Origin of the sequence: Micromonospora sp. NPDC049900 (genome assembly GCF_044461025.1) — a bacterium.
In the GTDB taxonomy this organism is placed as follows: Bacteria; Actinomycetota; Actinomycetes; order Mycobacteriales; family Micromonosporaceae; genus Micromonospora.
On record NZ_JBITKM010000001.1, the window covers coordinates 941,027 to 964,918 of the forward strand.

Consider the following 23,892-nt stretch of genomic DNA (forward strand, 5'->3'; position numbering starts at 1 on the left):
ACGCCGGATGGGCACCGTGGTCGGATGGCGGGCCGCCCGGCCGTCCGTAACGTCGGCCCGGTGATCGAAGTCCACGACCTGACCAGGAGATACGGCGGCGTCTCGGCAGTGCGGAACGTGTCGTTCCGCCTGGAACCCGGTGTCCTGCACGGGATCGTCGGCCCGGCCGGTGCCGGCAAGTCCACGACGCTGCGCCTGATGGTCGGGCTGGACCGGGCCACGTCCGGCCGGTGCCTGTTCGACGGCCGGTTCTACCGTGATCTGGCGTACCCGCTGCGGGAGGTCGGCGTCCTGCTCGCCCCGCCGCCGGCTCACCCCGGCCGCACCGGCCGCGACCACCTGCGGATCCTCGCCCGGACCCACGGGATCCCGGACCGCCGCACCGACGAGGTCCTGGAGATGACCGGGCTGGCCGACGTCGCGCGGCTGCGGGCCGGCGTCTATTCCCCCGGCCTGCGGCAGCGACTCGGCCTGGCCGGCGCGCTGCTGGGTGACCCGCCGGCCCTGCTGCTCGACGATCCGGCGGCCGGACTGGACCCGGACGGTGTCGCCTGGCTGCGCGCCCTGCTCCGCACGCTCGCCCGCGAGGGCCGGGCCGTCCTGGTCACCGGCCGCCTGACCGGGGAACTGGCCCGCGACATCGACCGGCTGATCATTCTCGGGCGAGGCCGGGTGCTCGCCGACGCTCCGGCGGCCGAGGTGATCTCACGGAACACGGCCCCGGCGGTGTGGGTCCGCCCGGACCGCCCGGACGACCTGGAGAAGCTGCTGCGCGGGCACGGTGCGGCCGTCGCCCTGCGACCGGACGGCCGCCTGGAGATCACCGGGCTGACCTCGGCCGACATCGCCGGGCTGGCCGCCCGCGCCGGGATCCTGCTGATCGAGAACACCCCGGTGCACGCCTCCCTCGATGACGTCTACCTGGCTCTGGCCCGCGGCCGATGATCCGCCTCGTCGCCGCCGAGTGGCTGAAACTCCGTACCCTGACATCGTTCTGGATCTGCGCGGGAACCGCGCTGGTCCTCACCCCCGCAGCCGCGGCGCTGTCCGGGCTCCTGGCCGCTGCGGTCCTCCAGACGGTGATCATCGTGTTGGCGGCTGTCGTGCCCGGTTCGGAGTACGCCACCGGAACCATCCGGACGACCTTCCTGGCCACACCCCGCCGGATCGCCGTGATGACCGCGAAGGCCCTGGTGGTGACCGTGGTCGCGGCGGTGCTCGGGGCCGTGTGCCTGATGCTGGCGTACGCTGTCGTGATGCCGGTCGATGTGCGCTACGGCACAGTCGTGGGCCGGTCGGCCGTCGATATCGGATACTGCGTGCTCGTGGCGCTGTTCGCGTTCGCCATCACGCTCGCCGTCAAGCACACGGCGTCCGCTGTCAGCCTCGCCCTCAGCGCAGTCCTGCTGGTCAGATTGGTGCTGATGGTGGTGAGCATGATGTTCGGGGCCGACCCGTCGACGGCTCTCTGGAACCTCTGACCCGTGGAGCCCGACGCCGGGATCCGGGTCTTCTGGGCCGACCATCCCCACCTGGCCACCGTCATCGTCGTCGTGGTCAGCCTCACGGCCGGCCTCGACTTCGACATGCTGACCGGCGACATGACCCGCGCCAGTTGGTGGGCGGTGGCCGTCAACACGGTGATCTCGCTGGCGCTGATCTGGCGGCGGTCGTGGCCGTGGGCGGTGCTGGCGGTGACCGTGACCGGCGACGTCCTGTCCGGCGACACCCAGTTGATCGCGTTCGCCGTGGTGATGTATGCGCTGGTGGTACACCGCTCGTTGCAGGCTGCGACGATCGGCGCGGTGCTCTCGGTGGCCGTGCTCGGGGTGGTCACCTTCCAGCACGAGGGCCGCTACGGGCTCGGCCCCTTCATCGGCCTCTACGGGCTCGCGGTGATCATTCCGGTGCTGGTCGGCGCGACCGTCGCCACCCGCCGCCGGCACGTGCGGTCGCTGGAGGACCGGGCCGCCCGGCTGGCCCGTGAGAAGGAGCAGGAGGGCAAGCTGGCCGCCGCCCGTGAGCGCGTGCGGATCGCCCACGACATGCACGACATCGTCGCCCACAACCTGACCATCATGGTCCGTCTGGCCGACGGCGCGACCGCGGTCGCCGACACCGACCCGGAGCGTTCCCGCAAGGCCGTGCAGCGGGTCGCTGCCCTGGGACGGGAGGCGATGACCGACATGCGCCGGCTGCTCGGCGTGCTGCGCGACGACAGCCCGGACACTCCTGGTGACCTGGAGAGCCTGATCGAGACGTTCCGGATCGCCGGCCTGCCGGTGACCCTGCGCCGCCACGGGCCGGATCCGTCCTCACCGGGTCTGCAGCGGGTGGTGTTCCGGGTCGTGCAGGAGTCGCTGACCAACGCGCTGCGCTACGCCGACAGGCCCACCGACGTCCTGGTCGACCTGGACTACGGCGACGACCAGATCCGGATCGTGGTCGCCGACGACGGCCGGGGCACCACGCCGGCCCCGTCGGTCGGCAGCGAGCAGGGTCTGCACGCGATGCGCGAACGCGTCGCCATGTACGGCGGCACCGTCGAAGCCGGCCGTCAGGTGGTCGGGTGGACCGTACGAGTAAACCTGCCCCATCCCGCAGAAGGCGCCGATGTCTGAGATAACCCTGCTGCTCGTGGACGACCAGGAACTGCTGCGCGAGGGCATGGCCATGGTCCTCGGCGCGGCACCCGGCCTGCGTATCGTCGGTGAGGCCGGCGACGGCCGGGCCGGTGCCCTGCTGGCCCGGGAACGCCGCCCCGACGTGGTGCTGATGGACGTCCGGATGCCGATCATGGACGGGATCGAGGCGACGCGGGACATCGTCGCCCACTGTCCCGGCACCCGGGTCCTCATCCTGACCACCTTCGACCTGGACGAGTATGCGTTCACCGGCCTGCGCGCCGGGGCCAGCGGCTTCCTGCTCAAGGACGCGCCCTCGGCCGACCTGATCGACGCGGTCCGCACCGTCGCAGCCGGCGCGGCGGTGGTCTCGCCCCGGATCACCCGCGCCCTGCTCGACCACTACCAGGGCGGGCGGGCCCCCGACCCGGCGGGCACGAGCCTGCTGGAGGAGCTGACCGCCCGGGAGCGGGAGGTGCTGGTCGCGATCGGCCGTGGACTGTCCAACCCGGAGATCGCCGGGGAGTTGTTCCTGTCCGAGTCGACGGTGAAGACGCATGTCGGCCGGGTGCTGGCCAAACTCGGGGCCCGCGACCGGGTGCACGCGGTGATCTGGGCGCACACGAACGGGCTCGTCTGAGTCGTGTGGTACCGCGGTACCACACAGGATGAGCACCGTGGTCGGATGGCTGCCCGGCGGGGCGTCCGTAGTGTCATTCCCGTGAACGAGGTCGATGAGAACGGCCTCTGAACAGGAGAAACCCGCCCCGCGTCTCGCCGGAAGAGGAATGTGTCATGACCACCAGAACCCGCGTCAACCCCCTCGTGATCTGGGCGCCGGTCTCGGTCGCCTTGCTCGTCGCCGCGTTCGTGGCCTGGATCGGCTGGCCGGTCGGGCCCGCCCGGCTGCCGGAAGGCACCTCGACCGTCGACGTCTATCTGATCAGTGACGAGCTGAGCAAGCCGGCCGAGCGCGGCCAGACCGACGGCTGGTTCGGCGGTCTCGGCCTGCCGTGCGGCACCGACGCGTGGTACGTCGAGGCGAACAACACCGCGATGTGCGCGGCGCTGGACGGCCCGAAGGGCACCGTCGTCGTGAACACCAGGGACAAGCAGATCTCGCTGCCCGACGCGTCGCAGACCGCGCTGAAGGTCTGGGCCACCGAGGCCGACGCCGGCACCGAACAGCACACCACCCGCGTCCTGCTGGTGCAGGACAGCACCGCGGTCGCGGTCGTCGCCCTGGCCAGTCCGGCCACCGCTGCCCCGGTCGACTAGCCCCACACCCGACCCGCTTGACGGGCGTCACCGACGTCCGTGGCCCAGTCGCGCCTCTTTTCAGAGACAGGAAGTCCGATGAACACCAAAATCTCCCGAATCAGTGCCCTCGCCGCCCTCGTGCTCGTCTCCGCCACCGCCCAGGCGTGCTCGTCCGGGACGACCACGACCACCACCGCGCCGACCGCCCCCGCCGGCACCGTCGCCCCCAAGCGCGTGGAGCCGGTCGTCAAGAGCGCCCCGCGGAGCACTCCGGCCGGCAGGAAGCCGAAGCTGCCGGAGGCGCAGTCCCTGGTCACGGTCACTGCCGCGGGCTCCGGCGCCTCGATCACCGACCTGGGCAAGGGCTACCTGAGCGCCTCGAAGAACGGCACGGCGCTCCAGTTCCACCTGATCCACGCCGACGACAAGACCAGCGACTATCAGTTCAGCCTGGCCGGCCCCAAGAATCTGTGCCTGGAACAGGCCCTCGACCCGTTCGGCAGTCTCCGGCTGAAGCCGTGCGACATCGAGAAGTCCGAGCAGCTATTCGTGATCACGCCGGCCGCCGACGGCCACTACATCGGCAGCAAGCACGCCGAGTACCTCTACCAGGGCGTCGGCGATGTCGCGTCGTTCGACGTCACCCCCGACTTCGAGCCCGGCCACTGGACCTTCGTCGTGAAGGGCTCCGAGCCGCTCGACTGACCGGGTCGACCTGCCCGATGCCCGGCCCACCACGGCCGGGCATCGGGTGTTTCCCCAAGATCAAGATCAGATTCTTCATGCCCCATCTCCCTTTGGGTCCTTCTCCGCCGCTCGGGCTCGCGAGGGCCATCTCATCGAAGGGCGGCTCTAAGAAAGATCGCAAGAAGGGTAAGAAGAAGCGGGTCAACCCGGCTGCCTGGTGGTGCGCCCGGCAGGATTCGAACCTGCGGCCTTGGGATTAGAAGTCCCCTGCTCTATCCGCTGAGCTACGGGCGCGCTGTGATATCGCGCGAGAAGGGTACCGCCGCACGGGCCCGGCGCGACGGAACGGGTGCCCGGTCAGCGTCGCACGTGCCATAGACGCCGCGCACCTGCGAATCTGCGCCATCGGCCGGCTCAGGCGGATCGGCGGCTCAGGGGGCGGCGTGCGAGGCGGACTCGCTGTCGGCCGGGCGGCGTGGGGCCGGTGGGGGAGGGGGCGTCGGTCCGGCGTCGAGGAAGGCGTCCGCCCAGCGGCCTACCTCGGTGAGGACCTTGTCGCGTACGGCGGGGCCGGACAACGTCAGGTCGTGCAGGCCGCCGTCGAAGCGGGCGAGCGTGACGTGCTGACCGAGGCGGGGTGCCCAGCGGACCATGTGTTCGACGTCGAGGACGGCGTCGGCGAGGGTCGCCGAGTCGTGCCACTTCGCGCCCCGGAACGAGCGGGTCGAGCAGGCCAGCAGCACCGGCACCGGGATGTCCAGTCCGGCGCGCAGGCGGCGTTGGCCGGTGCGGACGGCGTTGAGCCAGCCGGCCCGGACGGGGAATCCGGCGAGCGGCTTCCAGGCCAGGTCGTAGCTCCATTCGCCGCGATGGTCGGCGTGCAGGCTCTCGCCGTACACGGTGCCGAGGCCGAAGGGGAGGACTCGGTGGGGTGCCCGACGGCCCAGGCGCGCGACGGCGGCTGCGAGGGGTCGACGCACGACCCATGGGGCGTTGAGATCGAAGAATGGGCTGTTCAGGAAGACGCCGTCGACCAGTCCGGTGTCGCGGCGGGCGTCCGCCCAGAGCGAGACGATCAGCCCGCCGGTCGAGTGGCCCATGGCCAGCAGGGTGTCGTGTTCGTCCTCGGTGCGGATGATCTGGGCGGCGGCGTCCAGTTCGGGGAAGTAGTCGGTCAGGTCGCGGCAGAAGTTGGCGGTCTGGTGGGGGAGCAGGCTGCGGCCGTACTTGCGCAGGTCGAGTGCGTAGAAGTCCCAGCCCCGGGCGGCGAAGAAGTCGGCCACGTGGGTCTGGAAGAAGTAGTCGACGAAGCCGTGGACGTAGAGCGCCGCGCGCCCGGTGGGTCGCTCCGCCCGGCGGCGGACCAGGGTGGCGACCACCGGTCCCTCGTCGTCGCGGCCAAGGTCGATGGTGTGCCGCTCGTAGGGCGGGCCCAGCACGTCGGGTTCCACCGGACCGACGGTACGCCGGGAAGCTACCGCACGGTAGTAGCCCCCGTCCGGCATGGGACGAGGGCTACTGTCGTGCGGCGGATCAGTCGCCGTGGGCGTCGCGGTCGGTCGGTTCGTGCGAGGTCGCGGCCCGCCCACGATCCGGCCCGTACGGCGAGATCTGGTCCACCGGGACCGTCCGGTGCTCCTGCTTGGTCGCGGAGCCACCCCCCGGGATCGGTCCGTCGCTGTCCTGGACCAGCCGGGTCTCGCCGCTGCGGCGCATCTCCGGTTGCTGCACGTTGGGCATGCCGTTCACCTCTCCCTGTTCAGCGCCGCCGGCCGGACGCGTGCCCGGCCGGCGACACGGTCACCTCTCGTCGGTCTTCGTCCCGGCGGTGGCCAGTTCCTCGGCCAGTTCCTCGACCGGGGTCGGCTCGCCGGGCGGGGTGGTGACCCGCAGGTGCTTGTTGTTGCGCGGCTCCTGGCGGGTCTTGGAGTCGTTGAGCTTGCGGCGCAGGTCGTCACGGGCGTCGTTGAGCGCCGCGCGCAGGTCCTCCTCGGAGGAGGTGGTGACGATCTTCTGCCGACCGGCGATCCAGCACTCCAGCGTGACCCGCTGACCCTTGGCCTCCCGGTCCTTGACCGAGAGTTCGAGTTCGGTGGAGTCGGCGTGGAAGCCGGCCAGACGGGCGTCGAGCGTGGCGAACTGGGTCACGATCCAGTCGCGGTCGGCCTGCGAGAAGCCGGCACCCATTCGCAGACACTTCTCCACGGTGGCCGGGTTCTCGCTCATCGCTGCACCTGACCAGGGACGCGGGCGGAACAAGCGATGGTCATCATCATGATCGCTGACCTTTCGTTCGACGTCGCAGGTGCGGTTGGCGAGTTCCTACCCAGGCGGACCACTCCGGAACCTGACGGTTTCCTGTGCGAATCGATCGTCCGCCGTCGGGCGCGGGCCGGGCAGGGGCGGTCGGCCTAGCACACCGGGACCTTGATCAGGCGTTCGTCCACAGGCCGCCAGGTTGTCCACAGGTACGACCGGAGGGGCTGCCCGAGTCAGCCGACGGGCCCGAGGCTGGGCGGCGAGTCGGTACCAGCCGATCCGGATCTCCGCTGGAGGAACGATGTTCGACACCTACGTGACCGTCGTCGGGAATGTCCTGACGGCCCCCGAGTGGCGTCGCACCACGCAGAGCAACACCCTGGTGGCCAACTTCAAGGTCGCCTCCACCGCCCGCCGCCTCGACCGGGACAGCGGGCGGTGGGTGGACGGCAACAGCCTGCGCGTACGCGTCAACTGCTGGCGCAAGCTCGCCGAGGGAGTGGCCTCGTCGGTGATGGTCGGTGACCCCGTGGTGGTCTGCGGTCGCCTCTACACCCGCGACTGGACCGACGACGCCGGCAACCACCGCACCCTCTACGAGCTGGAGGCGGTGGCGGTGGGACACGACCTGTCCCGGGGGCGCGGGCGCTTCCTGCGCAACAAGCCGAACCTGGCGACCAGCACCGTCTCCGACGCCGAGGCCGAGCAGCGGGTGCACGGCGAGCCGACCGAGCCGGTGTCGGACGACGACGCGCCCGCCCTGCCCGAGGACGGGGCGCTCGACGACGACTTCGAGCTGTCCGAGTACGTCCCGGCGGGCAGCGGCTACCCGCAGCACCTGGGCGGCGTCGGCCTGCCCGACCGCAGCGACCGGCCCGGCGGCTCGGACCCGTCGTCGGTCACCGCGCAACGGCGACGGCTCGCCGCCGACCTCCTGCCGCCCGACCCCTTCGACGACCTGCCCGGCACGGGCGACGTCGGCGGGGCGGACGGCCTTTCCGGCATGGGCGGTGGCACCGGGGCGGACGGCTTCTCCGGCACGGGCGACCTCCGGATCGCGGGCGGCCTCGCGGGCGATCTCCCGGGCTCGGACGGCTTCTCGCCCACGGGCGATCTCCCGGGCACGGGTGACGGCACGCCGGGTGGGTCCGAGTCCGGCGAGATGGGCGGCGACGTCGCGGAGTCGACGACGGCCTCGCCGGACGTTCCGGCCGAGTCCGGCACCGGCGGGACGGTGACCGGGCGTGGCCGACGCGGGCGGGGTCGCGCGCCGCAGCCCGTCTGACCTGGGCGGCTCGGTCGAGCGGCGGTTGCGGTGGCCGGGCTCGGCTAGGCTGGCCGGCCGGAGGTGGTGCGGGTGCGACACGCGGGTGCGGTGGCGAACGCGGCGGGACTCGTCGCCGGGTACGCGTTGGACGCGTACTTCGGTGACCCGCGTCGCGGCCATCCCGTAGCCGGCTTCGGCCGGGCCGCCGCCGCCCTGGAACGTCGGCTCTATCGGCCGCACCGCCTGGCCGGTGGCACCCACACCGCGCTCTGTGTCGGGGGTCCGGTGCTGGCCGGGGCCGCCCTCACGTACGCGACGCGGCGGCAACCGCTGGCCCGCGCGGTGCTGGTGGCCGGTGGCACGTTCGCGGTGCTGGGCGGGCAGAGCCTGCGGCGCGAGGCGCGGACCATGGGACGGGCGCTGCGCGGCGGCGACCTGCCGGCCGCCCGGGCGCGGCTCGGGCACCTGTGTGGCCGGGACCCGTCGACCCTCGACGAGTCGGAACTGGCCCGGGCCACGGTCGAGTCGGTGGCCGAGAACACCTCGGACGCCGTGGTCGCCCCGCTGTTCTGGGGTGCCGTGGCCGGGCTGCCGGGCCTGCTCGGCTACCGGGCGGTGAACACCCTCGACGCGATGGTCGGTCACCGCAACGCGCGCTACGCCCGGTTCGGCACCCCGGCCGCCCGGCTCGACGACCTGCTGAACCTGGCGCCGGCCCGGCTGACCGGCCTGCTGACCGTCGCGCTGGCCCCGGCCGGCAAGGGCGACCGGGAGCGGGCCTGGCGGGTGTGGCGTCGGGACCGCGCCGACCACCCGAGCCCCAACGCCGGGCAGTGCGAGTCGGCGATGGCCGGCGCGTTGGGCGTCCGGCTCGGTGGGCGCAACGTCTACTTCGGTCGGTCCGAGGTGCGGCCGTTCCTCGGTGACGGTCCCCGTCCGGAGGCCCGGCACCTGCCTCGGGCCGCCCGGATCTCCGGTGCGGTCGGCCTGGCCGCGCTGGGCCTCGCGGCGGTGTATCCGGTGACCGTCGGTCGGCTGGTCGGCGCGGTGGCCCGACGACTCGCGGGCGTGCGGTGAGCGGTGGCCTGCTGGTCGCCGGGACCACCTCCGACGCCGGCAAGAGCGTGCTCACCGCCGGCATCTGCCGCTGGCTGCACCGGGAGGGCGTCCGGGTGGCGCCGTTCAAGGCGCAGAACATGTCGAACAACTCGGCCGTGGTCGTCGGGCCGGACGGCCGGGGCGGTGAGATCGGGCGGGCGCAGGCGATGCAGGCGGCGGCCTGCGGGCTCGCCCCGGACCTGCGGTTCAATCCGGTGCTGCTCAAGCCGGGTAGCGACCTGAGCAGTCAGGTGGTGCTGTTGGGCGAGGCGGTCGACACGATGACCGCCGGCTCGTTCCGGACCCTGCGTCCCCGGTTGTCCGAGACCGCGTACGCGGCGCTGGCCGAGTTACGGTCCGCGTACGACGTGGTGATCTGCGAGGGGGCGGGCAGCCCGGCGGAGATCAACCTGCGTGACGGCGACTACGTCAACATGGGGCTGGCCCGGCACGCCGGGTTCCCGACGATCGTGGTCGGCGACATCGACCGGGGCGGCGTGTTCGCCGCCATGTTCGGCACGCTGGCCCTGCTCGAACCCGCCGACCAGGCCCTGATCGCGGGTTTCGTGGTCAACAAGTTCCGAGGTGACCTCGGTCTGCTGGCTCCCGGGCTGGACACGCTGCGGCAGCTCACCGGCCGCCCGACGTACGGCGTCCTGCCCTGGGCGCTGGACCTGTGGCTGGACGCCGAGGACTCGCTCGCCTACGGCCGGGTGCTCGGCCGCCCGGCCGCCCCGCGCGGCACCGAGTGGCTCGACGTGGCGGTGGTGCGGCTACCCCGGATCAGCAACGCCACCGACGTGGAGGCGCTCGCCACCGAGCCCGGCGTGCGGGTCCGGTTGACCGTCGAACCGGCCGAACTGGCCGCCGCCGACCTGGTCGTGCTGCCCGGGTCCAAGTCGACCGTGGCCGACCTGGCCTGGCTGCGCGAGACCGGCCTCGCCGACGCGGTCACCGCGCACGTGGCGGCCGGTCGGCCGCTGCTCGGCATCTGCGGCGGTTTCCAGATGCTGGCCCGGGCCATCCACGACCCGGTGGAGAGCCGCCGGGGCAGCGTCGACGGCCTCGGACTGCTGCCCATCGAGATCACCTTCGACCCGCGCAAGACCGTCCGCCAGGCGGTCGGCACCGCCGCCGGGGAGCTTCCGGTCCGGGGCTACGAGATCCACCACGGGTACGTCTCCGCCACCGACCCGGAGGCGATCCCGCTGCTGTGGGACACGACCGGTGCCGGCGAGGGGATGGTGTCGGGGGTGGTGCACGGTACGCACTGGCACGGCACCTTCGAGTCCGACGAGTTCCGCCGCTGGTTCCTCGACCGGGCCGCTCGGATGGCCGGTCGGACCGGCTTCCGGGTCGCCCCGGACACCTCCTTCGCCGCCGCCCGCGAACACACCCTCGACCTGCTCGGCGACCTGGTCGAGGAACACCTGGACACCGCCGCCCTGCGTCGGCTCGTCGAGTCCGGCCCACCGGCCGACCTGCCGTTCATCCCGCCCGGCGTGCCCGGCTAGCGCCACCGCTCGCACCAATCGCGGCGAGGTCGTCGCCCGGCACCGGCGGTGCGGTGAATCAGTAGCGGACGTCGGCGGGCTGGTCGGAGATGGGCATTCCGGCCGAGCGCCACGCCTCCACGCCGCCGATCATGTCGGTCGCCTTGTGCAACCCGAGGGCGCGCAGGCTGGCCGCCGCCAGGCTGGAGCTGTAACCCTGGCGGCACACCACGACGACCTCCATGTCGTAGCTGGTGGCCTCGGGGATGCGCCAGTCGCTGGCCGGGTCCAGCCGCCATTCCAGGACGGTCCGGTCGATCACGATGACGCCGGGCAGGTCGCCCTGTTCCCGCCGCTGCCCGTCGGTGCGGGTGTCGATCACGAGGGCACCCCGGGCGGCGGCCCGCACCGTCTCCTGTGGGGTCAGCCGGTTCATGCCCGAGCGGGCCTGCTCCAGCAACGCCTCGACGCCGGGACTCATCACGGAATGGGACACGGCACGATCATGCCGTGCGGCGCTCCGCCGCGCGGTCCGAAGCGGTGCGGGACAACCCGATCGGTAACGTCGGTGTCCGTGGTGGTGGTCTTCGAGTCGTACGCCGGGCTGGCGAGGCGGGTGCTGGCGGCACCGGCCCGGTTGGGGCGTACCCGGCTGGTGGCCGTGGACGGGCCGAGTGGGGCGGGCAAGACGCTGTTCGCCGCGTGCCTGGCCGACGCGCTCGACGGCCTCGGGCCGGAGGCGGTACGACCGCCGGTGGTGCACACCGACGACCTGCTCGACGGGTGGGACGACCAGCTCACCTTCTGGGCCCGGCTGGAGCGTGACGTGTTGCGGCCGGTGCGGTCCGGCCGGGCCGGGTCGTATCGGCGCTACGACTGGGTGCGCGGATGTTTCCGGCCCGAGCCGGTGTCGGTGCCGGTGGCGTCGGTGCTGATCGTCGAGGGGGTCAGCACGTCCCGGGCCGCCGCCGGTCCGGATCTGACGCTCGCCGTCTTCGTCACCGCCCCGCGACCGCTGCGACTGGCCCGCGCGGTGGCGCGCGACGGCCCGGAGATCCTGCCGGAGCTGCGCCGGTGGCACGACACCGAGCAGGCGCACTTCGCCGCCGACGACACGCAGGCGCGGGCCGATCTGGTGGTCGACGGTGACCCCGGGTTGCCGCACGATGACCGTCACTACTATCTGGCTCGGCCGGGAACCGCAGGTCGGGGCGGCATACCATGCCGGTCATGACCTCACCGATCATGACCGAGTCCGAGTTGCGGGAGGCCGTGACCCGGGAACTGCCCGGCGTCCGGGCCGACCTGGAACGCCTCGTCCGTATCCCGGGCATCGCCTTCGAGGGATTCGACCACTCGCACGTGGAGCGCTCCGCCGAGGCGGTGGCCGAGCTGCTGCGCGGCTGCGGTCTCGACGTCGAGATCGTGCGGGCCGGCGGCCAGCCTGCGGTGATCGGCCGTAGGGCGGCCCCGCCCGGCGCGCCCACCGTCATGCTCTACGCCCACCACGACGTGCAGCCGGTCGGGGACCGGACGCTGTGGGAGTCCGACCCGTTCGAGCCGGTCGAGCGAAACGGGCGGCTCTATGCCCGGGGTGCCGCCGACGACAAGGCCGGCATCATGGCGCACGTCGCCGCGTTGCGGGCCTTCGGCGACCGCCTACCCGTCGGCGTGGTGCTGTTCGTCGAGGGGGAGGAGGAGTACGGCTCCGACTCGCTGGAGCAGTTGCTCGCCGACCACCGCGAGACGATCGCCTCGGACGTCATCGTGATCGCCGACTCGACCAACTGGGACGTCGGCGTACCGGCGCTGACCACCTCGCTGCGCGGCATCGTCAACTGCTTCGTCGAGGTGCGCACCCTGGACCACGCCGTGCACAGCGGCATGTTCGGCGGAGCGGTGCCGGACGCGCTCACCACGCTGGTCCGGTTGCTGGCCACGCTGCACGACGAGGCCGGGAACGTGGTGGTGGAGGGGCTGGTCGGCCGGGACGAGGCGAGCGTCGACTACCCCGAGGACCGGTTCCGGGCCGAGGCGGGGCTCGCCGAGGGCGTACGCCTGATCGGCTCCGGCCGGATCACCGACCGGCTCTGGACGCGGCCCGCGCTGGCCGTGCTCGGCATCGACGCCCCGGCCACCGCCGAGGCGCCGAACGCGCTGGTGCCGGCCGCCAAGGCGAAGCTGAGCCTGCGGCTGGCGCCGGGCGACGAGCCGAAGCAGGCGTACCTCGCGCTGCGTGACCACCTGGAGCGGTACGCGCCGTGGGGCGCCCAGGTCGACGTCACCTTCGAGCACGACGGCGCGCCCTGCGTCATCGACGCCTCCGGCCCGGTCTACGACGCGGTCCGCGCGGCCTTCCGCGCCGCCTGGGAGGGCACCGATCCGGTGGACATCGGCGTCGGCGGGTCGATCCCGTTCATCGCCACCTTCCAGGAGATGTTCCCGCAGGCCGCGATCCTGGTGACCGGGGTGGAGGACCCGCACGCGCGGGCGCACGGGCCGAACGAGAGCCTGCACCTGGGCGAGTTCGCCCGGGTCTGCCTGGCGGAGGCGTTGTTGCTGGCCAAGGTGGCCGAGGCGGGCACGGCACCGACTCGGTGACTTTCGCGCGAATGGTGGCTGTTTCCGGCGTGTCGGACGCGCGGCTGTTGTAGCCTCTCGAACATGCGTACGAACGAGGTGATGGCCCGTCTGGAGGCCGCCGTCAGCGCTCTGGGGGACGTCGACGTCTCCGCGTGGCCCGAGGCCACGCTCAAGGAACAGCTCGCCGAGCTGTCCGCCGCTCTGGTCGCCGTGGACGCGTCGTTGTCCCGCATCGCCGAGGAGGTCCGCGCGCGCGGTCTGCGGGTCGAGGAGCCGGTCCCGGCCTGACCCGCCGGAGCAGCTCCCGCGCAGGTGACACCCGCTGTCGGGGGTGGCTGGCAGGATGAGGACGTGCGTTTCCTCGACCTGGCTGCCACCTCCGCAGCCGTCGGTGCCGTCAGCGGCCGACGGGCCAAGGTCGAGCTGCTCGCCGACGCCCTGCGCCGGCTGGACCCGGACGAGGTGGCGGCCGGAGCCGGTTGGCTCGCGGGCGAGCTGCGCCAACGACAGACCGGAGTCGGCTGGGCCGCACTGCGCGACCTGCCACCACCGGCGGCCGAGGCGACGCTGACCGTGGCCGGGGTCGACGCGGCCATCGACGAGATCGCCGCGGTGCACGGCGCGGGCTCGCAGGCCCGCCGCCGCGATCTGGTGGCCGCGCTCTACACCGCCGCCACCACCGAGGAGCAGCGCGTGCTGACCGGCCTCTTCCTCGGCGAACTGCGGCAGGGCGCCCAGGCCGGGCTGCTGGCCGACGCGATCGCCCGGGCCGCCGAGGTGCCGGTCGGCGCGGTACGCCGGGCCCTGCTGCTCGCCGGTGACCTGCGGGCGGTCGCGGTGGCCGCGCTCGACGGCGGTGCCCCGGCACTGGCCGAGTTCGGGTTGCGGGTCGGGCGACCGCTCGCCCCGATGCTGGCGCAGAGCGCCGCCACGGTCGACGAGGCGCTCACCGCCACCGGCACCCCCGCCGTGGTCGACGTGAAACTGGACGGCATCCGCATCCAGGTGCACCGCAGCGGCGACGACATCGCCGTGTTCACCCGCAGCCTCGACGAGATCACCGGCCGGGTGCCGGAGGTGGTCGCCGCCGTCCGCGCCCTGCCCGCCCGCGAGCTGGTGCTCGACGGGGAGGCGATCGGGCTGGACGCCACCGGCCGACCGCTGCCGTTCCAGCAGACGTCGAGTGCCGCCGCCCGGCGGGGCGGCGGGGCGTCCGTCGCTCCGGCGGTCCGTGCCGCCGCCGCCCGGACCGGCGAGACCGTGCTCACGCCGTACTTCTTCGACCTGCTGCACCTCGACGGCACGGATCTGATCGACCTGCCCGGCCGCGAGCGGTGGGCCGCGCTCGCCGCCACGGTCGACGCGTCGGTGCTGGTCGGGCGGATCGAGGTGGACGGGCCGGAGCAGGCCGGCGCGGCGTTCGCCGCCGCGCTCGACGCCGGGCAGGAGGGCGTCGTGGTGAAGTCGCCCGACGCACCCTACGACGCGGGTCGGCGCGGTGCGGCCTGGGTGAAGGTGAAGCCCCGACACACCCTCGACCTGGTGGTGCTCGGCGTGGAGTGGGGCAGTGGCCGGCGCAGCGGCTGGCTGTCGAACCTGCACCTCGGTGCGCGTGATCCGGCCACCGGCGGGTTCGTGATGCTCGGCAAGACCTTCAAGGGGCTCACCGACGAGCTGTTGCGCTGGCAGACCGAACGCTTCCTGGAGCTCGCCGTGGAGCGCGGGGACTGGCTGGTGCGGGTCCGGCCCGAGCAGGTCGTGGAGATCGCCTTCGACGGGGTGCAGACCAGCTCACGCTATCCGGGTGGGGTGGCGCTCCGGTTCGCCCGGGTGGTCCGCTACCGCGACGACAAGACCGCCGCCGAGGCCGACACCATCGACGCCGTACGCGCCATCCACGCCGGCCGCGCGGGCGGCTGACCGGCTCAGGCCGGGCTGGTCGGGGCAGAGCTGCTCGCGGCGGAGCTGCTCGGTACCGGGTCGGCGGCCCGGTCGCGGGGACGGTCGTCGTCGCTGATCCCGGCCAGTCGGCGGGCCTCCCGGCGGGCGATCCAGCCGTAGCCGAACAGCGTCATCGCCGCGAAGATCCACCACTGCACCACGTACCCGAGGTTCTGCCAGTTGTTGGCGTGCCCCACCGGCACCGCCCGGAACACCGGGTCGGCGGCCGGGGTCTGCTCGTCGAGCAGCACGTACGCCCCGTGCACCGGGTACGGCATCTGCGCGGCGAGCTGCGGAACGGCGACCCGACGGGTCTCCAACCGGCCCTCGCGGCGGGCCACGTTCCCGGAGCCGCTCTCGCTGGCGTGCACCCGGCCCTCGACGGTCACCTCACCGGGCGGTGTCGCCGGCACCTCGGGCTGCGCCATCGCCCCGCCCGGCGCCGGTGGGATCCAGCCCCGGTTGACCAGGACGGCGGTGCCGTCGGCCAGCACCAGGGGGGTGAGCACCTCGAAGCCGACCTTGCTGTCCACCGTCCGGCCCCGGACGAGGACCACGTTGTCGGTGTCGTACCGGCCGGTGGCGATCACCCGGATGAAGGTCCGGTCCTCGGCCGGTGCCGGGCCGACGCTGCCGGGGCCACCGCTCGGCGCGGGCACCGCCTCACGCAACGGCACCGGGTCCATCCGTAGGCCGGCGTCGATGCGCTCGTTGACCGCCGTCCGACCGTGGTAGCGGTCCAGTTGCCAGTTGCCGAGCATCACCATGATCGAGGCGAGGACCAGGGTCAGCGCGAGGATGCCCAGCCAGCGCGGTGTCAGCAGGAACCGGTACACGCCACGAGGCTACCCGTATGACGGGCGCCACTGCGCCGCCCCGCCGGTCGACGTGACGGCCGGGAGACGGGCCGGTCGACGACGGAGCGTGTCGGCTCCGGGGCGGTCCGCTCCGGTCGGGCGGATCGAAGCGGATCGGGACGCCGGGCGGCGCCTACGGGCGTCCGGCGTGGGTTATCGTCACGCGCACGGGGCGCGCCGACGGTCGGCGCGCTCTCCGCTCGCGAGGAGTCGATGATGACCGTCGTGCCGCGTCTGGTGCTCAGTGCCCCCTCGTCGGGGCACGGCAAGAACGCGTTGGCGATCGGCATCCTCGCCGCGTTCGCCGACCGCGGCCTCGACGTGGCCGGGTTCAAGATCGGTCCGGATCCGGTCGACGCCGCCTACCTCGGGCTCGCCGCCGGTCGACCCGGACGCACCCTCGACCCCCGGCTGATGGGCACCGACCGGCTCGCGCCGCTGCTGCTGCACGGTGCCGCCGACACCGGGCTCGCCGTGGTGCAGGGCAGCATGGGCCTCTACGACAGCCTCAGCGGACGCTGCGAGACCGAGTCGACCGCGGCGGTCGCCACCGCTCTGCGCAGCCCGGTCGTGATGGTGGTCGACGTCGCGGCGATGGGTCAGTCGGTGGCCGCCCTGGTGCACGGCTTCCGGGCCTACGACGAGCAGCTCTGGATCGGTGGCGTGATCCTCAACCGGGTGGCCTCGGCCCGGCACGAGACGCTGCTGCGCGAGGCGCTCGACGACATCGGCGTACCCGTCTACGGCGCGCTGCGTCGCCAGGACCTGCCGGCCGTGCTGCCGAGTCGACGGCACGGGGTGATGCCGGTGCTGGAGAAGGGCGGCGAGGCCACCCGGGCGGTCCGCCGACTCGGTGAGGCGGTGGCCGCCACCGTCGACCTGGAACGACTGCTCGGGCTGGCCCGGTCGGCCCCCGAACTGGCGGTGTCGCCGTGGTCGCCGCAGCCGGAGGAGGCCGTCGCCCCGCCGCTGCCGGCCGGTGCCGGACGCCCTCTGGTCGCGGTGGCCGGTGGACCGGGCGGCAGTTTCAGCCACGCCGAGACCGCCGAGCTGCTGCGCGCCGCCGGTGCCGAGGTGGTGACGCTCGACCCGTTCGTCGACGAGGTGCTGCCGACCGGCACCCGGGCGCTGGTGGTCGGCGGCGCGCTGCCCGAGTCGTACGCCGCGCAGCTCTCCGCCAACCGGCGGCTCTGCATCGCGGTGGCCGAGTTGGCGCGTACCGGTCGGCCGGTCGTCGCCGAGGGGACCGGGCTGCTCTGGCTGGCCCGGGAACTCGACGGGTTGCCGATGTGCGGCGTGCTCGACGCGATCGGCAGCATCCGGGACGGTCTGGTGGTCGGCTACCGCGAGGCGACCGCCCAGAGCGACAGCGTGGTGGCGAACCGGGGCGAGGTGGTGACCGGGCACAAGGAACACCGTGCGGTGCTCACCCCGCGGGGTGGGCCACGTCCGGCGTGGGGCTGGGCGGGTGGCGCGCCGGAGGGCTTCGTCTGGCGCGGCGTGCACGCCTCCCAACTCGTCCCGCACTGGGCCGCGTACCCCCGGATCGGCGCGCGCCTGGTCGCCGCCGCGGCCACCGAGCCGGCCGCGATTCCGGCCGGTCCCGACCTGGGTGTCCCGATCGCGCCGGCCAGTGTGGTGGCAGCCGAACCGGCCGCCGGAGCGCCGGCCTGAGCGGCGCTCCGGCGTGTGCCGGTCCTCAGCCGACTATCCGGTCCGACGGCGGTACGAAGTCCCGCGTCGGGGTGCCCTTGAGGGCGTCGCGGAGCGTGTTCGACACCGCCGCGATCGGGATCTGCGACTGACCGTCGCCGACCGCGTTGAACGGGTTGTCCGGATCGGAGATGAAGCTGGCCGCGGCCAGTTCCGGGGTGTAGCCGACGAACCAGGCCGACCGGGTGCTGTCCGTGGTACCGGTCTTGCCGGCCACCGGGCGGCCCACCGTGCCGCGCACGCTGTCCGCGGTCGACCAGCCACCGCAGCTTCCCCTGGCCGGGGTGTCCCCGGTGGGACAGCGTGCCGCGTCGGTCGCGGCCCGTGCCGCGTCGGCGTCGACCACCTGGCGGCAGCGCGGCTTGGCGATCTCGCGTTGGATGCCGCCCGGGGTGGTGAACATCGCGGGCGTGCCGTCCCGGTTGTAGATCGCGTTCACCGGGATCGCCTCGCAGTAGCGCCCGTCGGCGGCGATGGCCGCGTACGCGTTGGCCATCTCCAGCGGGGTGGCGTCGGAGACGCCGAGCGTGAACGCGCCCCACTTGTTCGCCTTCGCCGGTGAGGCGTGGTCGCGGTCCACGTCGGTACGCCAGCGCAGCCCCAACTGCTCGGCGAGCCGGACGGCCTTCTCCGCCCCGACCTGCTCCTCCAGCCAGACGAAGTAGGTGTTCACCGACTTGCCGAAGCCGGACCACATGGTCTGCGTACCGCTCATCGCGCCGCTGGCGTTGGAGGGCTGCCAGCCGTCGTAGATCTCGGAGCGGTAGCTGTGCGGCGCGTTGAAGGTGGTGTTCAGCGTCATGCCGGCGTCCAGCGCGGCCAGCATCGGGAACATCTTGAACGTCGACCCGGCCTGGTAGCCCGGCAGGTCACCGCCGCCCATCAGCGGCGCCACCGTGTTCGGGTAGTTGGCCCGGACGTTCGGGCCCGCCTCCGGGTTGGAGCTGAGCGGGTTCTCGTCCACCTTCAGCGAGTAGGTACGGTTCACCGCCATCGCCTTGACCCGGCCGGTGCCCGGCTCGGAGACCACGATGCCGTTGGCGAACGGGCTGCCGGTGTTGCCCTCGGTGCCGACGTTCTTCTCCGCCGCCTCCTGGACCTTCGGATCCATGCTGAGCACGATGCGGTAGCCGCCCCGCCGCAGCTTGTCCAGGCGTTCCAGGCGGTTCTTGCCGAACGCGGGCTGGGCGCTCCACCAGTTCTTGAGGTAGTCGCAGAGGAAGCCCCAACTGTTCCACTTCTCCGGCACCGCCGCGCAGTCGTTGGGCGGGTAGGTCAACCGCAGCCGGATCGGCTCGCCCTTGGCCGCCTGGGCGGCGTTCGGCGACAGGTAGCCCAGCCGCGCCATGTTGTCGAGCACGTAGTTGCGCCGCGTGGTGGCGTCCTTCTGGTCCGAGCTGGCCGGGTCGTACTGCGACGGGGACTTCACCAGACCGGCGAGGGTGGCCGCCTCGACCGGGGTGAGTTCCTTCGGCGTCTTGGAGAAGAAGATCTCGCTGGCGGCGTAGATGCCGTACGCGCGGTGACCGAAGTACGCCGAGTTGAGGTAGCGCTCCAGGATCTCCTCCTTGCTCAACTCCTTCTCCAGGTCGACCGCCATCCGCATCTCCTTGACCTTGCGGATCGGCGTCTGCGCGGTGGCCTCCTGCACCTCCTTGGGCGTGGTGGCGCTGTCCCGCAGCGCCATCCGCACGTACTGCATGGTCAGCGTGGAGGCGCCCTGGGAGACGCCGCTGGAGCGGGCGTTGGCCACGAAGGCACGGCCGACGCCCTTCGGGTCGACGCCGTGGTGCTGGTAGAAGCGGTTGTCCTCGGCGGCGACGATCGCCTGCTGCATGTGCGGGGAGATGTCGGCCACCTTGGTGTACTGCCGGTACTCCTCGAAGAACATGGTCAGCAGGGTCTTGCCGTCGGGCGCGTACAGGTAGGAGGTCTCGGCGGGCAGGGCGGTGGCCAGCAGGCGGGTCTTGCTCTCCACGGCGTGCGCGGTGGCCTTGGCGCCGAGGCCGGTCACGGCGACCACGGGGTACGCGACGGCGGCGACGACGACACCGGCGATCAGCCCGGCGCGGAGGAGAGGAACGAGTCGACCTGCGGCGGCAAGGGGTCGATTACTCACACCGACAAGTTATGACATTTCCGATTCGTACATGAGAAATACTCATGAAGTGATCAGTGGTGATGCGGAGCACGCCACCCGCTGCTGTCGCCCGCGCCGCCTTCCCGGCAGGATCGCGGGCATGCACGGTCCGCTCACCGGAGCGTCCCACCCGACCCCCGGACCCGACCTCGCGCACCACGGTGACGCGGAGGTCGGCGACGGCCTGGTCGACCTCGCCGTCAACGTCCGGCGCGCCCCGATGCCGACCTGGCTGGCCGACCCGATCAGAGCCACCCTGGCCGACCTCGCCGGCTACCCGGACCCGCGTCCGGCCCGCGCCGCCGTCGCCGCCCGACATCGCCGCCCGCCGGAGGAGGTGCTGCTCACCGCCGGTGCCGCCGAGGGCTTCGTGCTACTGGCCCAGGCGCTGCGCGGGGTACGCCGACCGGTGGTGGTGCACCCGCAGTTCACCGAACCGGAGGCCGCGCTGCGGGCCGCCGGGCACACCGTGGAGCGGGTCCTGCTCGACGCGGCCGACGACTTCCGGCTGCACCCCGACCGGATCCCGGCCGACGCCGACCTCGTCATGATCGGCAACCCGACCAACCCCACCTCGGTCCTGCACCCCGCCGCCGACCTGGCCGCCCTGGCCCGCCCCGGCCGGGTCCTGGTGATCGACGAGGCGTTCGCCGACACCACCGCCGCGCCCGACGTACCCGGCGAACCCGAGTCGCTGGCCGCCCGGCGTGACCTGCCCGGGCTGCTGGTCGTCCGCAGCCTCACCAAGACCTGGGGACTCGCCGGACTCCGGATCGGCTACCTGCTCGGCGAGGCGACGCTGCTGGCACGGCTCGCCGCCGTACAGCCGCTCTGGGCGGTCGCCACCCCCGCCCTGGCCGCCGCGTCCGCCTGCGCCACCGACGTCGCGGTCCAGGCCGAACGCGCCATCGCCGCACAACTCGCCGCCGACCGCGCCCACCTGGTCGACCGGCTGTCGACCCTGCCCGGCGTACGCGTCGCCGGCCGCCCGGCCAGCGCCTTCGTCCTCGTGCACCGGCCCGGTGCCGACCGGCTCCGCGCCGACCTGCGCGAACACGGCTGGGCGGTACGTCGGGGCGACACCTTCCCCGGACTCGGACCAGACTGGCTGCGGATCGCCGTACGGGATCGGGCGACCACGGACGCGTTCATCGAGGTGCTGGCGGGGATCCTGGAGGCATGATGCTGGAGACCACCATCGCGGCGATCGGCCCGCTCGACGAGCCGGCGATGACCGCGGCCCGCCAGTTGCAGGCCCGGCTGACCAAGCCGGCCGGCTCGCTCGGCGCCCTGGAGGAGCTGTCCGTCCGCCTCGCCGGCCTGGCCGGCACCTGCCCGCCGCCGCTGCCGACCCCGGCCGCAGTGGCGATCTTCGCCGGAGACCACGGCGTGCACGCCCAACGGGTCAGCCCCTGGCCGCAGGAGGTCACCGGGCAGATGGTCGGCAACTTCCTGGCCGGCGGCGCCGTCGTCAACGCGTTCGCCCGGCAGGCCGGTGCCTCGGTCACCGTGGTCGACGTCGGGGTGGCCACCCCGCTGCCCGCCCCCGACCCGACCGACGCGGACACCAACAACGGCCTGCCCCGACTCGTCACCGCCCCGGTACGCCGAGGCACCCGCGACCTGACCGTCACCGCCGCGCTGACCCGCGAGGAGGCCACGGCGGCGATCGAGGTCGGCATCCGGGTCGCCGGAGAGCTGATCGACGCGGGCGCGAGGATCCTGCTCACCGGGGACATGGGCATCGGCAACACCACACCGGCCGCCGCGCTCATCGCCGCCCTCACCGGCGTCGACGCCGCCGAGGCGACCGGCCGGGGCACCGGCGTGGACGACCCGACGTACCAGCACAAGATCGAGGTGGTGCGGGCCGCGCTGCACCGACACGCCCCCGACCCGGACGACCCACTGGGAGTGCTCGCCGCCGTCGGCGGGCTGGAGCACGCCGCCCTGACCGGGTTCGTGCTCGGCGCCGCCGCGCAACGCGTACCGGTGCTGCTGGACGGCGTGATCGCGGTCTCCGCCGCACTCGTCGCCGCGGCGCTCGCCCCCGACGCGGTCGGCGCGATGATCGCCGGACACCGCTCCGCCGAGCCGGGCGCCACCGTCGCGCTGCGCCGACTCGGCCTGGCCCCGCTGATCGACCTCGGCCTGCGGCTGGGCGAGGGCACCGGCGCCCTGCTGGCCCTGCCCGTGGTCACCGGCGCGGCCCGGGTGCTGCACGAGGTCGCCACCTTCGACTCGGCCGGGGTGGCCGAGAAGTGAGCGTGAACCCCTACCCGCTCGGACTGCGCCTGGCCGGCCTGCCGGTGGTCGTGGTCGGCGGGGGAACGGTGGCCACCCGCCGGGTACCCGCCCTGCTCGACGCCGGCGCGGACGTGCTGCTGGTGACGCCCGAGATCAGTCCGGCACTGCGCGCCCACGCCGACGCCGGACGGCTGCGCTGGGCAGAGCGCCGCTTCGTCCCCGAGGACCTCGACGGCGCCTGGCTGGTGCAGGTCGCCATCGACGATCCGGTCGCCGCCGCCACGGTCAGCGCCGCCGCCGCCGAGCGGCGGATCTTCTGCGTACGCGCCGACGACCGCGAGGCGGCGACCGCCTGGACCCCGGCGGTGACCCGGCACGGCCCGGTCACCGTGGGCGTCCTCGGCGGCGGCGACCCGCACCGCGCGATGACCGTCCGAGACGCCATCCGCACCCTCCTGCACGTAAGGAAGGGCACCTTACTAACGCCTCAGGTAGAGGAAGGGCCCCTTGTTAACACCCGGACGGGTCGAGGCGGCGAGGTCGCCCTTGTCGGTGCGGGGCCGGGCGACGCCGAACTGATCACGCTCAAGGGCTGGCGGCTGCTCACCGAGGCAGACGTCGTGGTCGCCGACCGGCTGGTGCCCGGCCTGCTGCTCGACGAACTGCGCACCGGCGTGGAACTGGTGGACGCCTCCAAGATCCCGTACGGCCCGTCCCGTACCCAGGAGGAGATCAACCAGATCCTGGTCGACCGGGCACGGGCCGGGGCCTTCGTGGTCCGGCTCAAGGGCGGCGACCCGTACGTCTTCGGCCGTGGCGGTGAGGAACTGCTGGCCTGCGCGGAGGCTGGCGTACCGGTGACCGTGGTGCCCGGCGTGACCAGCTCCATCGCCGCCCCCGCAGCGGCCGGCGTCCCGGTAACCCACCGGGGCGTGGCCCACGAGTTCACGGTGGTGTCCGGCCATGTCGCGCCCGACTCGCCGGACTCGCTGGTGCGTTGGGAGGCCCTGGCCGGTCTCCGGGGCACGCTGGTGATCCTGATGGGGCTCAAGAACCTGCCGAAGATCACCGCCACTCTGCTGGCGCACGGCCGACCGGCCGACACCCCGGCGGCCGTGATCCAGGAAGCCACCACCGGCTCGGAGCGGGTCGTACGCGCCCCGCTCGGCGAGGTAGCCGCCGCCGTGGCCGACGCAGGACTGCGCCCGCCCGCCGTGGTCGTACTCGGTGACGTGGTAACCGCCCTCGACCTGTCCGACTGAAACACGACCGGCCGGCACCCCGAGGGGTGCCGGCCAGCAGGTCGGTGTGCAGGTCGCCTCTCGGCGAGTGGCGCGACGCGGCTCCAGCCGAACGGTATTCCGCGACGGCAATTTAGGTGAGGCCCGGGGACACTGGATCACACCGACGCCCGATACAACGACGCTCCACCGCTCGTTGTTCCCGTTCGCTGTGGGCTCGCTCGGGGTCTGTTCGCGTGGTGGGCAGGTCTGCGCGGCGGGGTTGCGCGGTGGGGTTGTTTTGTAAGGAGGGGTCCCCCGCTAACGCCTGGTGTAGAGGAAGGGTCCCCTCCTCACCTCCCACCCCCGCGCGGTGCCGCATCTCGCAGGCACGGGAGACGCCGCCGGCCGGCACCCCAGGTTGCGGGTGCCGGCCGGCGGCGTTCTTGCTTCCCCTTGTCGAGGAAAGTCTGGGGGGCGCTGGTGCCGGGTGCGGCGACCAC

22 protein-coding genes, 1 tRNA gene and 1 pseudogene are annotated in these 23,892 nt (G+C 73.1%); 17 read left to right on the forward strand and 7 right to left on the reverse strand.

All coding sequences use genetic code 11. The features are described 5' to 3' along the window. Positions 1-60 precede the first annotated feature (60 nt). The 6 genes from ACIBMZ_RS04395 (at position 61) to ACIBMZ_RS04420 (ending at position 4,589) form a co-directional block, all read left to right on the forward strand. Positions 61-945, forward strand: a complete 885-nt coding sequence (locus ACIBMZ_RS04395; RefSeq protein ID WP_396690896.1) for an ATP-binding cassette domain-containing protein — start codon at positions 61-63, stop codon at positions 943-945. Further along, the gene (locus ACIBMZ_RS04400; protein WP_396690898.1) at positions 942-1,481 is read left to right on the forward strand and encodes a hypothetical protein; all 540 of its coding nucleotides are present in this window, start codon (positions 942-944) and stop codon (positions 1,479-1,481) included. The genes ACIBMZ_RS04395 and ACIBMZ_RS04400 overlap by 4 nt, the downstream gene beginning before the upstream one ends. 3 nt (positions 1,482-1,484) lie before the next feature. Then, on the forward strand, positions 1,485-2,621 hold the full coding sequence (locus tag ACIBMZ_RS04405) for a sensor histidine kinase (protein WP_396690900.1): 1,137 nt from the start codon (positions 1,485-1,487) through the stop codon (positions 2,619-2,621). Continuing rightward, positions 2,614-3,264 (forward strand): response regulator, encoded by a 651-nt coding sequence (locus tag ACIBMZ_RS04410; RefSeq protein ID WP_396690902.1) that lies wholly within the window; start codon positions 2,614-2,616, stop codon positions 3,262-3,264. Before ACIBMZ_RS04405 ends, ACIBMZ_RS04410 begins: the two co-directional genes overlap by 8 nt. Positions 3,265-3,419: 155 nt before the next feature. Further along, positions 3,420-3,902 (forward strand): hypothetical protein, encoded by a 483-nt coding sequence (locus ACIBMZ_RS04415; protein ID WP_396690904.1) that lies wholly within the window; start codon positions 3,420-3,422, stop codon positions 3,900-3,902. A 78-nt stretch (positions 3,903-3,980) separates the two neighbouring features. Continuing rightward, complete coding sequence (locus ACIBMZ_RS04420; RefSeq protein WP_396690905.1) at positions 3,981-4,589, forward strand: hypothetical protein; 609 nt, start codon at positions 3,981-3,983, stop codon at positions 4,587-4,589. A gap of 200 nt (positions 4,590-4,789) precedes the next feature. Here ACIBMZ_RS04420 and ACIBMZ_RS04425 read toward each other — a convergent pair. The 4 genes from ACIBMZ_RS04425 to ACIBMZ_RS04440 form a co-directional block, all read right to left on the reverse strand. After that, a tRNA-Arg gene (locus tag ACIBMZ_RS04425) sits at positions 4,790-4,865 on the reverse strand. A gap of 137 nt (positions 4,866-5,002) precedes the next feature. Further along, entirely contained in the window at positions 5,003-6,022 is a 1,020-nt protein-coding gene (locus ACIBMZ_RS04430; protein WP_396690907.1) for an alpha/beta hydrolase, read from the reverse strand. Between the two features lie 82 nt (positions 6,023-6,104). Further along, positions 6,105-6,311 (reverse strand): hypothetical protein, encoded by a 207-nt coding sequence (locus ACIBMZ_RS04435; RefSeq protein WP_350700231.1) that lies wholly within the window; start codon positions 6,309-6,311, stop codon positions 6,105-6,107. Positions 6,312-6,371: 60 nt separating this feature from the next. Beyond that, the gene (locus ACIBMZ_RS04440) at positions 6,372-6,797 is read right to left on the reverse strand and encodes an HPF/RaiA family ribosome-associated protein (protein ID WP_350700232.1); all 426 of its coding nucleotides are present in this window, start codon (positions 6,795-6,797) and stop codon (positions 6,372-6,374) included. A gap of 334 nt (positions 6,798-7,131) precedes the next feature. On the opposite strand from ACIBMZ_RS04440, the pseudogene ACIBMZ_RS04445 reads away from it, so the two are divergent. The 3 genes and pseudogenes from ACIBMZ_RS04445 to ACIBMZ_RS04455 form a co-directional block, all read left to right on the forward strand. Beyond that, a pseudogene (locus tag ACIBMZ_RS04445) lies at positions 7,132-7,570 on the forward strand (single-stranded DNA-binding protein); the annotation flags it as partial. A gap of 617 nt (positions 7,571-8,187) precedes the next feature. Further along, a complete protein-coding gene (locus ACIBMZ_RS04450; RefSeq protein ID WP_396690909.1) occupies positions 8,188-9,174 on the forward strand; it encodes a cobalamin biosynthesis protein in 987 nt (328 codons plus the stop codon). Further along, positions 9,171-10,709 carry a cobyric acid synthase gene (locus ACIBMZ_RS04455; protein ID WP_396690911.1) on the forward strand — a complete coding sequence of 513 codons (1,539 nt, stop codon included), beginning with the start codon at positions 9,171-9,173 and terminating at the stop codon, positions 10,707-10,709. Before ACIBMZ_RS04450 ends, ACIBMZ_RS04455 begins: the two co-directional genes overlap by 4 nt. A gap of 58 nt (positions 10,710-10,767) precedes the next feature. Here the strand turns inward: ACIBMZ_RS04455 and ACIBMZ_RS04460 are convergent, their stop codons facing one another. Next, positions 10,768-11,169, reverse strand: a complete 402-nt coding sequence (locus ACIBMZ_RS04460; RefSeq protein WP_396691029.1) for a rhodanese-like domain-containing protein — start codon at positions 11,167-11,169, stop codon at positions 10,768-10,770. A gap of 93 nt (positions 11,170-11,262) precedes the next feature. Between ACIBMZ_RS04460 and ACIBMZ_RS04465 the strand changes: the two genes are divergently transcribed. The 4 genes from ACIBMZ_RS04465 to ACIBMZ_RS04480 all read left to right on the forward strand — a co-directional run bounded on the left by ACIBMZ_RS04465 (position 11,263) and on the right by ACIBMZ_RS04480 (position 15,191). Then, entirely contained in the window at positions 11,263-11,922 is a 660-nt protein-coding gene (locus tag ACIBMZ_RS04465; protein ID WP_396690913.1) for a uridine kinase, read from the forward strand. 11 nt (positions 11,923-11,933) lie between these two features. Next, positions 11,934-13,289 carry a dipeptidase gene (locus tag ACIBMZ_RS04470; protein WP_396691031.1) on the forward strand — a complete coding sequence of 452 codons (1,356 nt, stop codon included), beginning with the start codon at positions 11,934-11,936 and terminating at the stop codon, positions 13,287-13,289. A gap of 63 nt (positions 13,290-13,352) precedes the next feature. Beyond that, on the forward strand, positions 13,353-13,559 hold the full coding sequence (locus ACIBMZ_RS04475) for a hypothetical protein (protein WP_117230950.1): 207 nt from the start codon (positions 13,353-13,355) through the stop codon (positions 13,557-13,559). A 63-nt stretch (positions 13,560-13,622) separates the two neighbouring features. Continuing rightward, on the forward strand, positions 13,623-15,191 hold the full coding sequence (locus ACIBMZ_RS04480) for an ATP-dependent DNA ligase (RefSeq protein WP_396690915.1): 1,569 nt from the start codon (positions 13,623-13,625) through the stop codon (positions 15,189-15,191). A 5-nt stretch (positions 15,192-15,196) separates the two neighbouring features. Here ACIBMZ_RS04480 and ACIBMZ_RS04485 read toward each other — a convergent pair whose 3' ends face one another. Continuing rightward, a complete protein-coding gene (locus ACIBMZ_RS04485; protein ID WP_396690917.1) occupies positions 15,197-16,048 on the reverse strand; it encodes an SURF1 family protein in 852 nt (283 codons plus the stop codon). Positions 16,049-16,285: 237 nt separating this feature from the next. Between ACIBMZ_RS04485 and ACIBMZ_RS04490 the strand changes: the two genes are divergently transcribed. Next, entirely contained in the window at positions 16,286-17,743 is a 1,458-nt protein-coding gene (locus ACIBMZ_RS04490) for a cobyrinate a,c-diamide synthase (RefSeq protein ID WP_396690918.1), read from the forward strand. Positions 17,744-17,768: 25 nt separating this feature from the next. On the opposite strand, the gene ACIBMZ_RS04495 is transcribed toward ACIBMZ_RS04490, so the two are convergent. After that, on the reverse strand, positions 17,769-19,901 hold the full coding sequence (locus ACIBMZ_RS04495) for a transglycosylase domain-containing protein (RefSeq protein ID WP_396690920.1): 2,133 nt from the start codon (positions 19,899-19,901) through the stop codon (positions 17,769-17,771). Positions 19,902-20,022: 121 nt separating this feature from the next. Here ACIBMZ_RS04495 and cobC point away from each other — a divergent pair, with 121 nt between their 5' ends. Genes cobC through cobA form a run of 3 tightly spaced genes read left to right on the forward strand, consistent with a single transcriptional unit; the run spans position 20,023 to position 23,431 of the window. Continuing rightward, positions 20,023-21,105 (forward strand): Rv2231c family pyridoxal phosphate-dependent protein CobC, encoded by a 1,083-nt coding sequence (cobC, locus tag ACIBMZ_RS04500; protein WP_396690922.1) that lies wholly within the window; start codon positions 20,023-20,025, stop codon positions 21,103-21,105. Then, positions 21,105-22,187: a nicotinate-nucleotide--dimethylbenzimidazole phosphoribosyltransferase gene (gene cobT / locus ACIBMZ_RS04505; RefSeq protein WP_396691033.1), complete on the forward strand. Its 1,083-nt coding sequence runs from the start codon at positions 21,105-21,107 to the stop codon at positions 22,185-22,187. Before cobC ends, cobT begins: the two co-directional genes overlap by 1 nt. Continuing rightward, positions 22,184-23,431, forward strand: a complete 1,248-nt coding sequence (cobA, locus tag ACIBMZ_RS04510; protein WP_396690923.1) for a uroporphyrinogen-III C-methyltransferase — start codon at positions 22,184-22,186, stop codon at positions 23,429-23,431. Before cobT ends, cobA begins: the two co-directional genes overlap by 4 nt. Positions 23,432-23,892 lie beyond the last annotated feature (461 nt).

Coding starts and splice junctions, on each gene's coding strand:
- ACIBMZ_RS04440 (WP_350700232.1), bottom strand. CDS start 6,797: ATGAGCGAGAACCCGGCCACCGTGGAGAAGTGTCTGCGAATGGGTGCC.
- ACIBMZ_RS04470 (WP_396691031.1), top strand. CDS start 11,934: ATGACCGAGTCCGAGTTGCGGGAGGCCGTGACCCGGGAACTGCCCGGC.
- cobC (WP_396690922.1), top strand. CDS start 20,023: ATGCACGGTCCGCTCACCGGAGCGTCCCACCCGACCCCCGGACCCGAC.
- ACIBMZ_RS04490 (WP_396690918.1), top strand. CDS start 16,286: ATGACCGTCGTGCCGCGTCTGGTGCTCAGTGCCCCCTCGTCGGGGCAC.
- ACIBMZ_RS04460 (WP_396691029.1), bottom strand. CDS start 11,169: ATGAGTCCCGGCGTCGAGGCGTTGCTGGAGCAGGCCCGCTCGGGCATG.
- cobT (WP_396691033.1), top strand. CDS start 21,105: ATGCTGGAGACCACCATCGCGGCGATCGGCCCGCTCGACGAGCCGGCG.
- ACIBMZ_RS04410 (WP_396690902.1), top strand. CDS start 2,614: ATGTCTGAGATAACCCTGCTGCTCGTGGACGACCAGGAACTGCTGCGC.
- ACIBMZ_RS04475 (WP_117230950.1), top strand. CDS start 13,353: ATGCGTACGAACGAGGTGATGGCCCGTCTGGAGGCCGCCGTCAGCGCT.
- ACIBMZ_RS04400 (WP_396690898.1), top strand. CDS start 942: ATGATCCGCCTCGTCGCCGCCGAGTGGCTGAAACTCCGTACCCTGACA.
- ACIBMZ_RS04415 (WP_396690904.1), top strand. CDS start 3,420: ATGACCACCAGAACCCGCGTCAACCCCCTCGTGATCTGGGCGCCGGTC.
- ACIBMZ_RS04435 (WP_350700231.1), bottom strand. CDS start 6,311: ATGCCCAACGTGCAGCAACCGGAGATGCGCCGCAGCGGCGAGACCCGG.
- ACIBMZ_RS04420 (WP_396690905.1), top strand. CDS start 3,981: ATGAACACCAAAATCTCCCGAATCAGTGCCCTCGCCGCCCTCGTGCTC.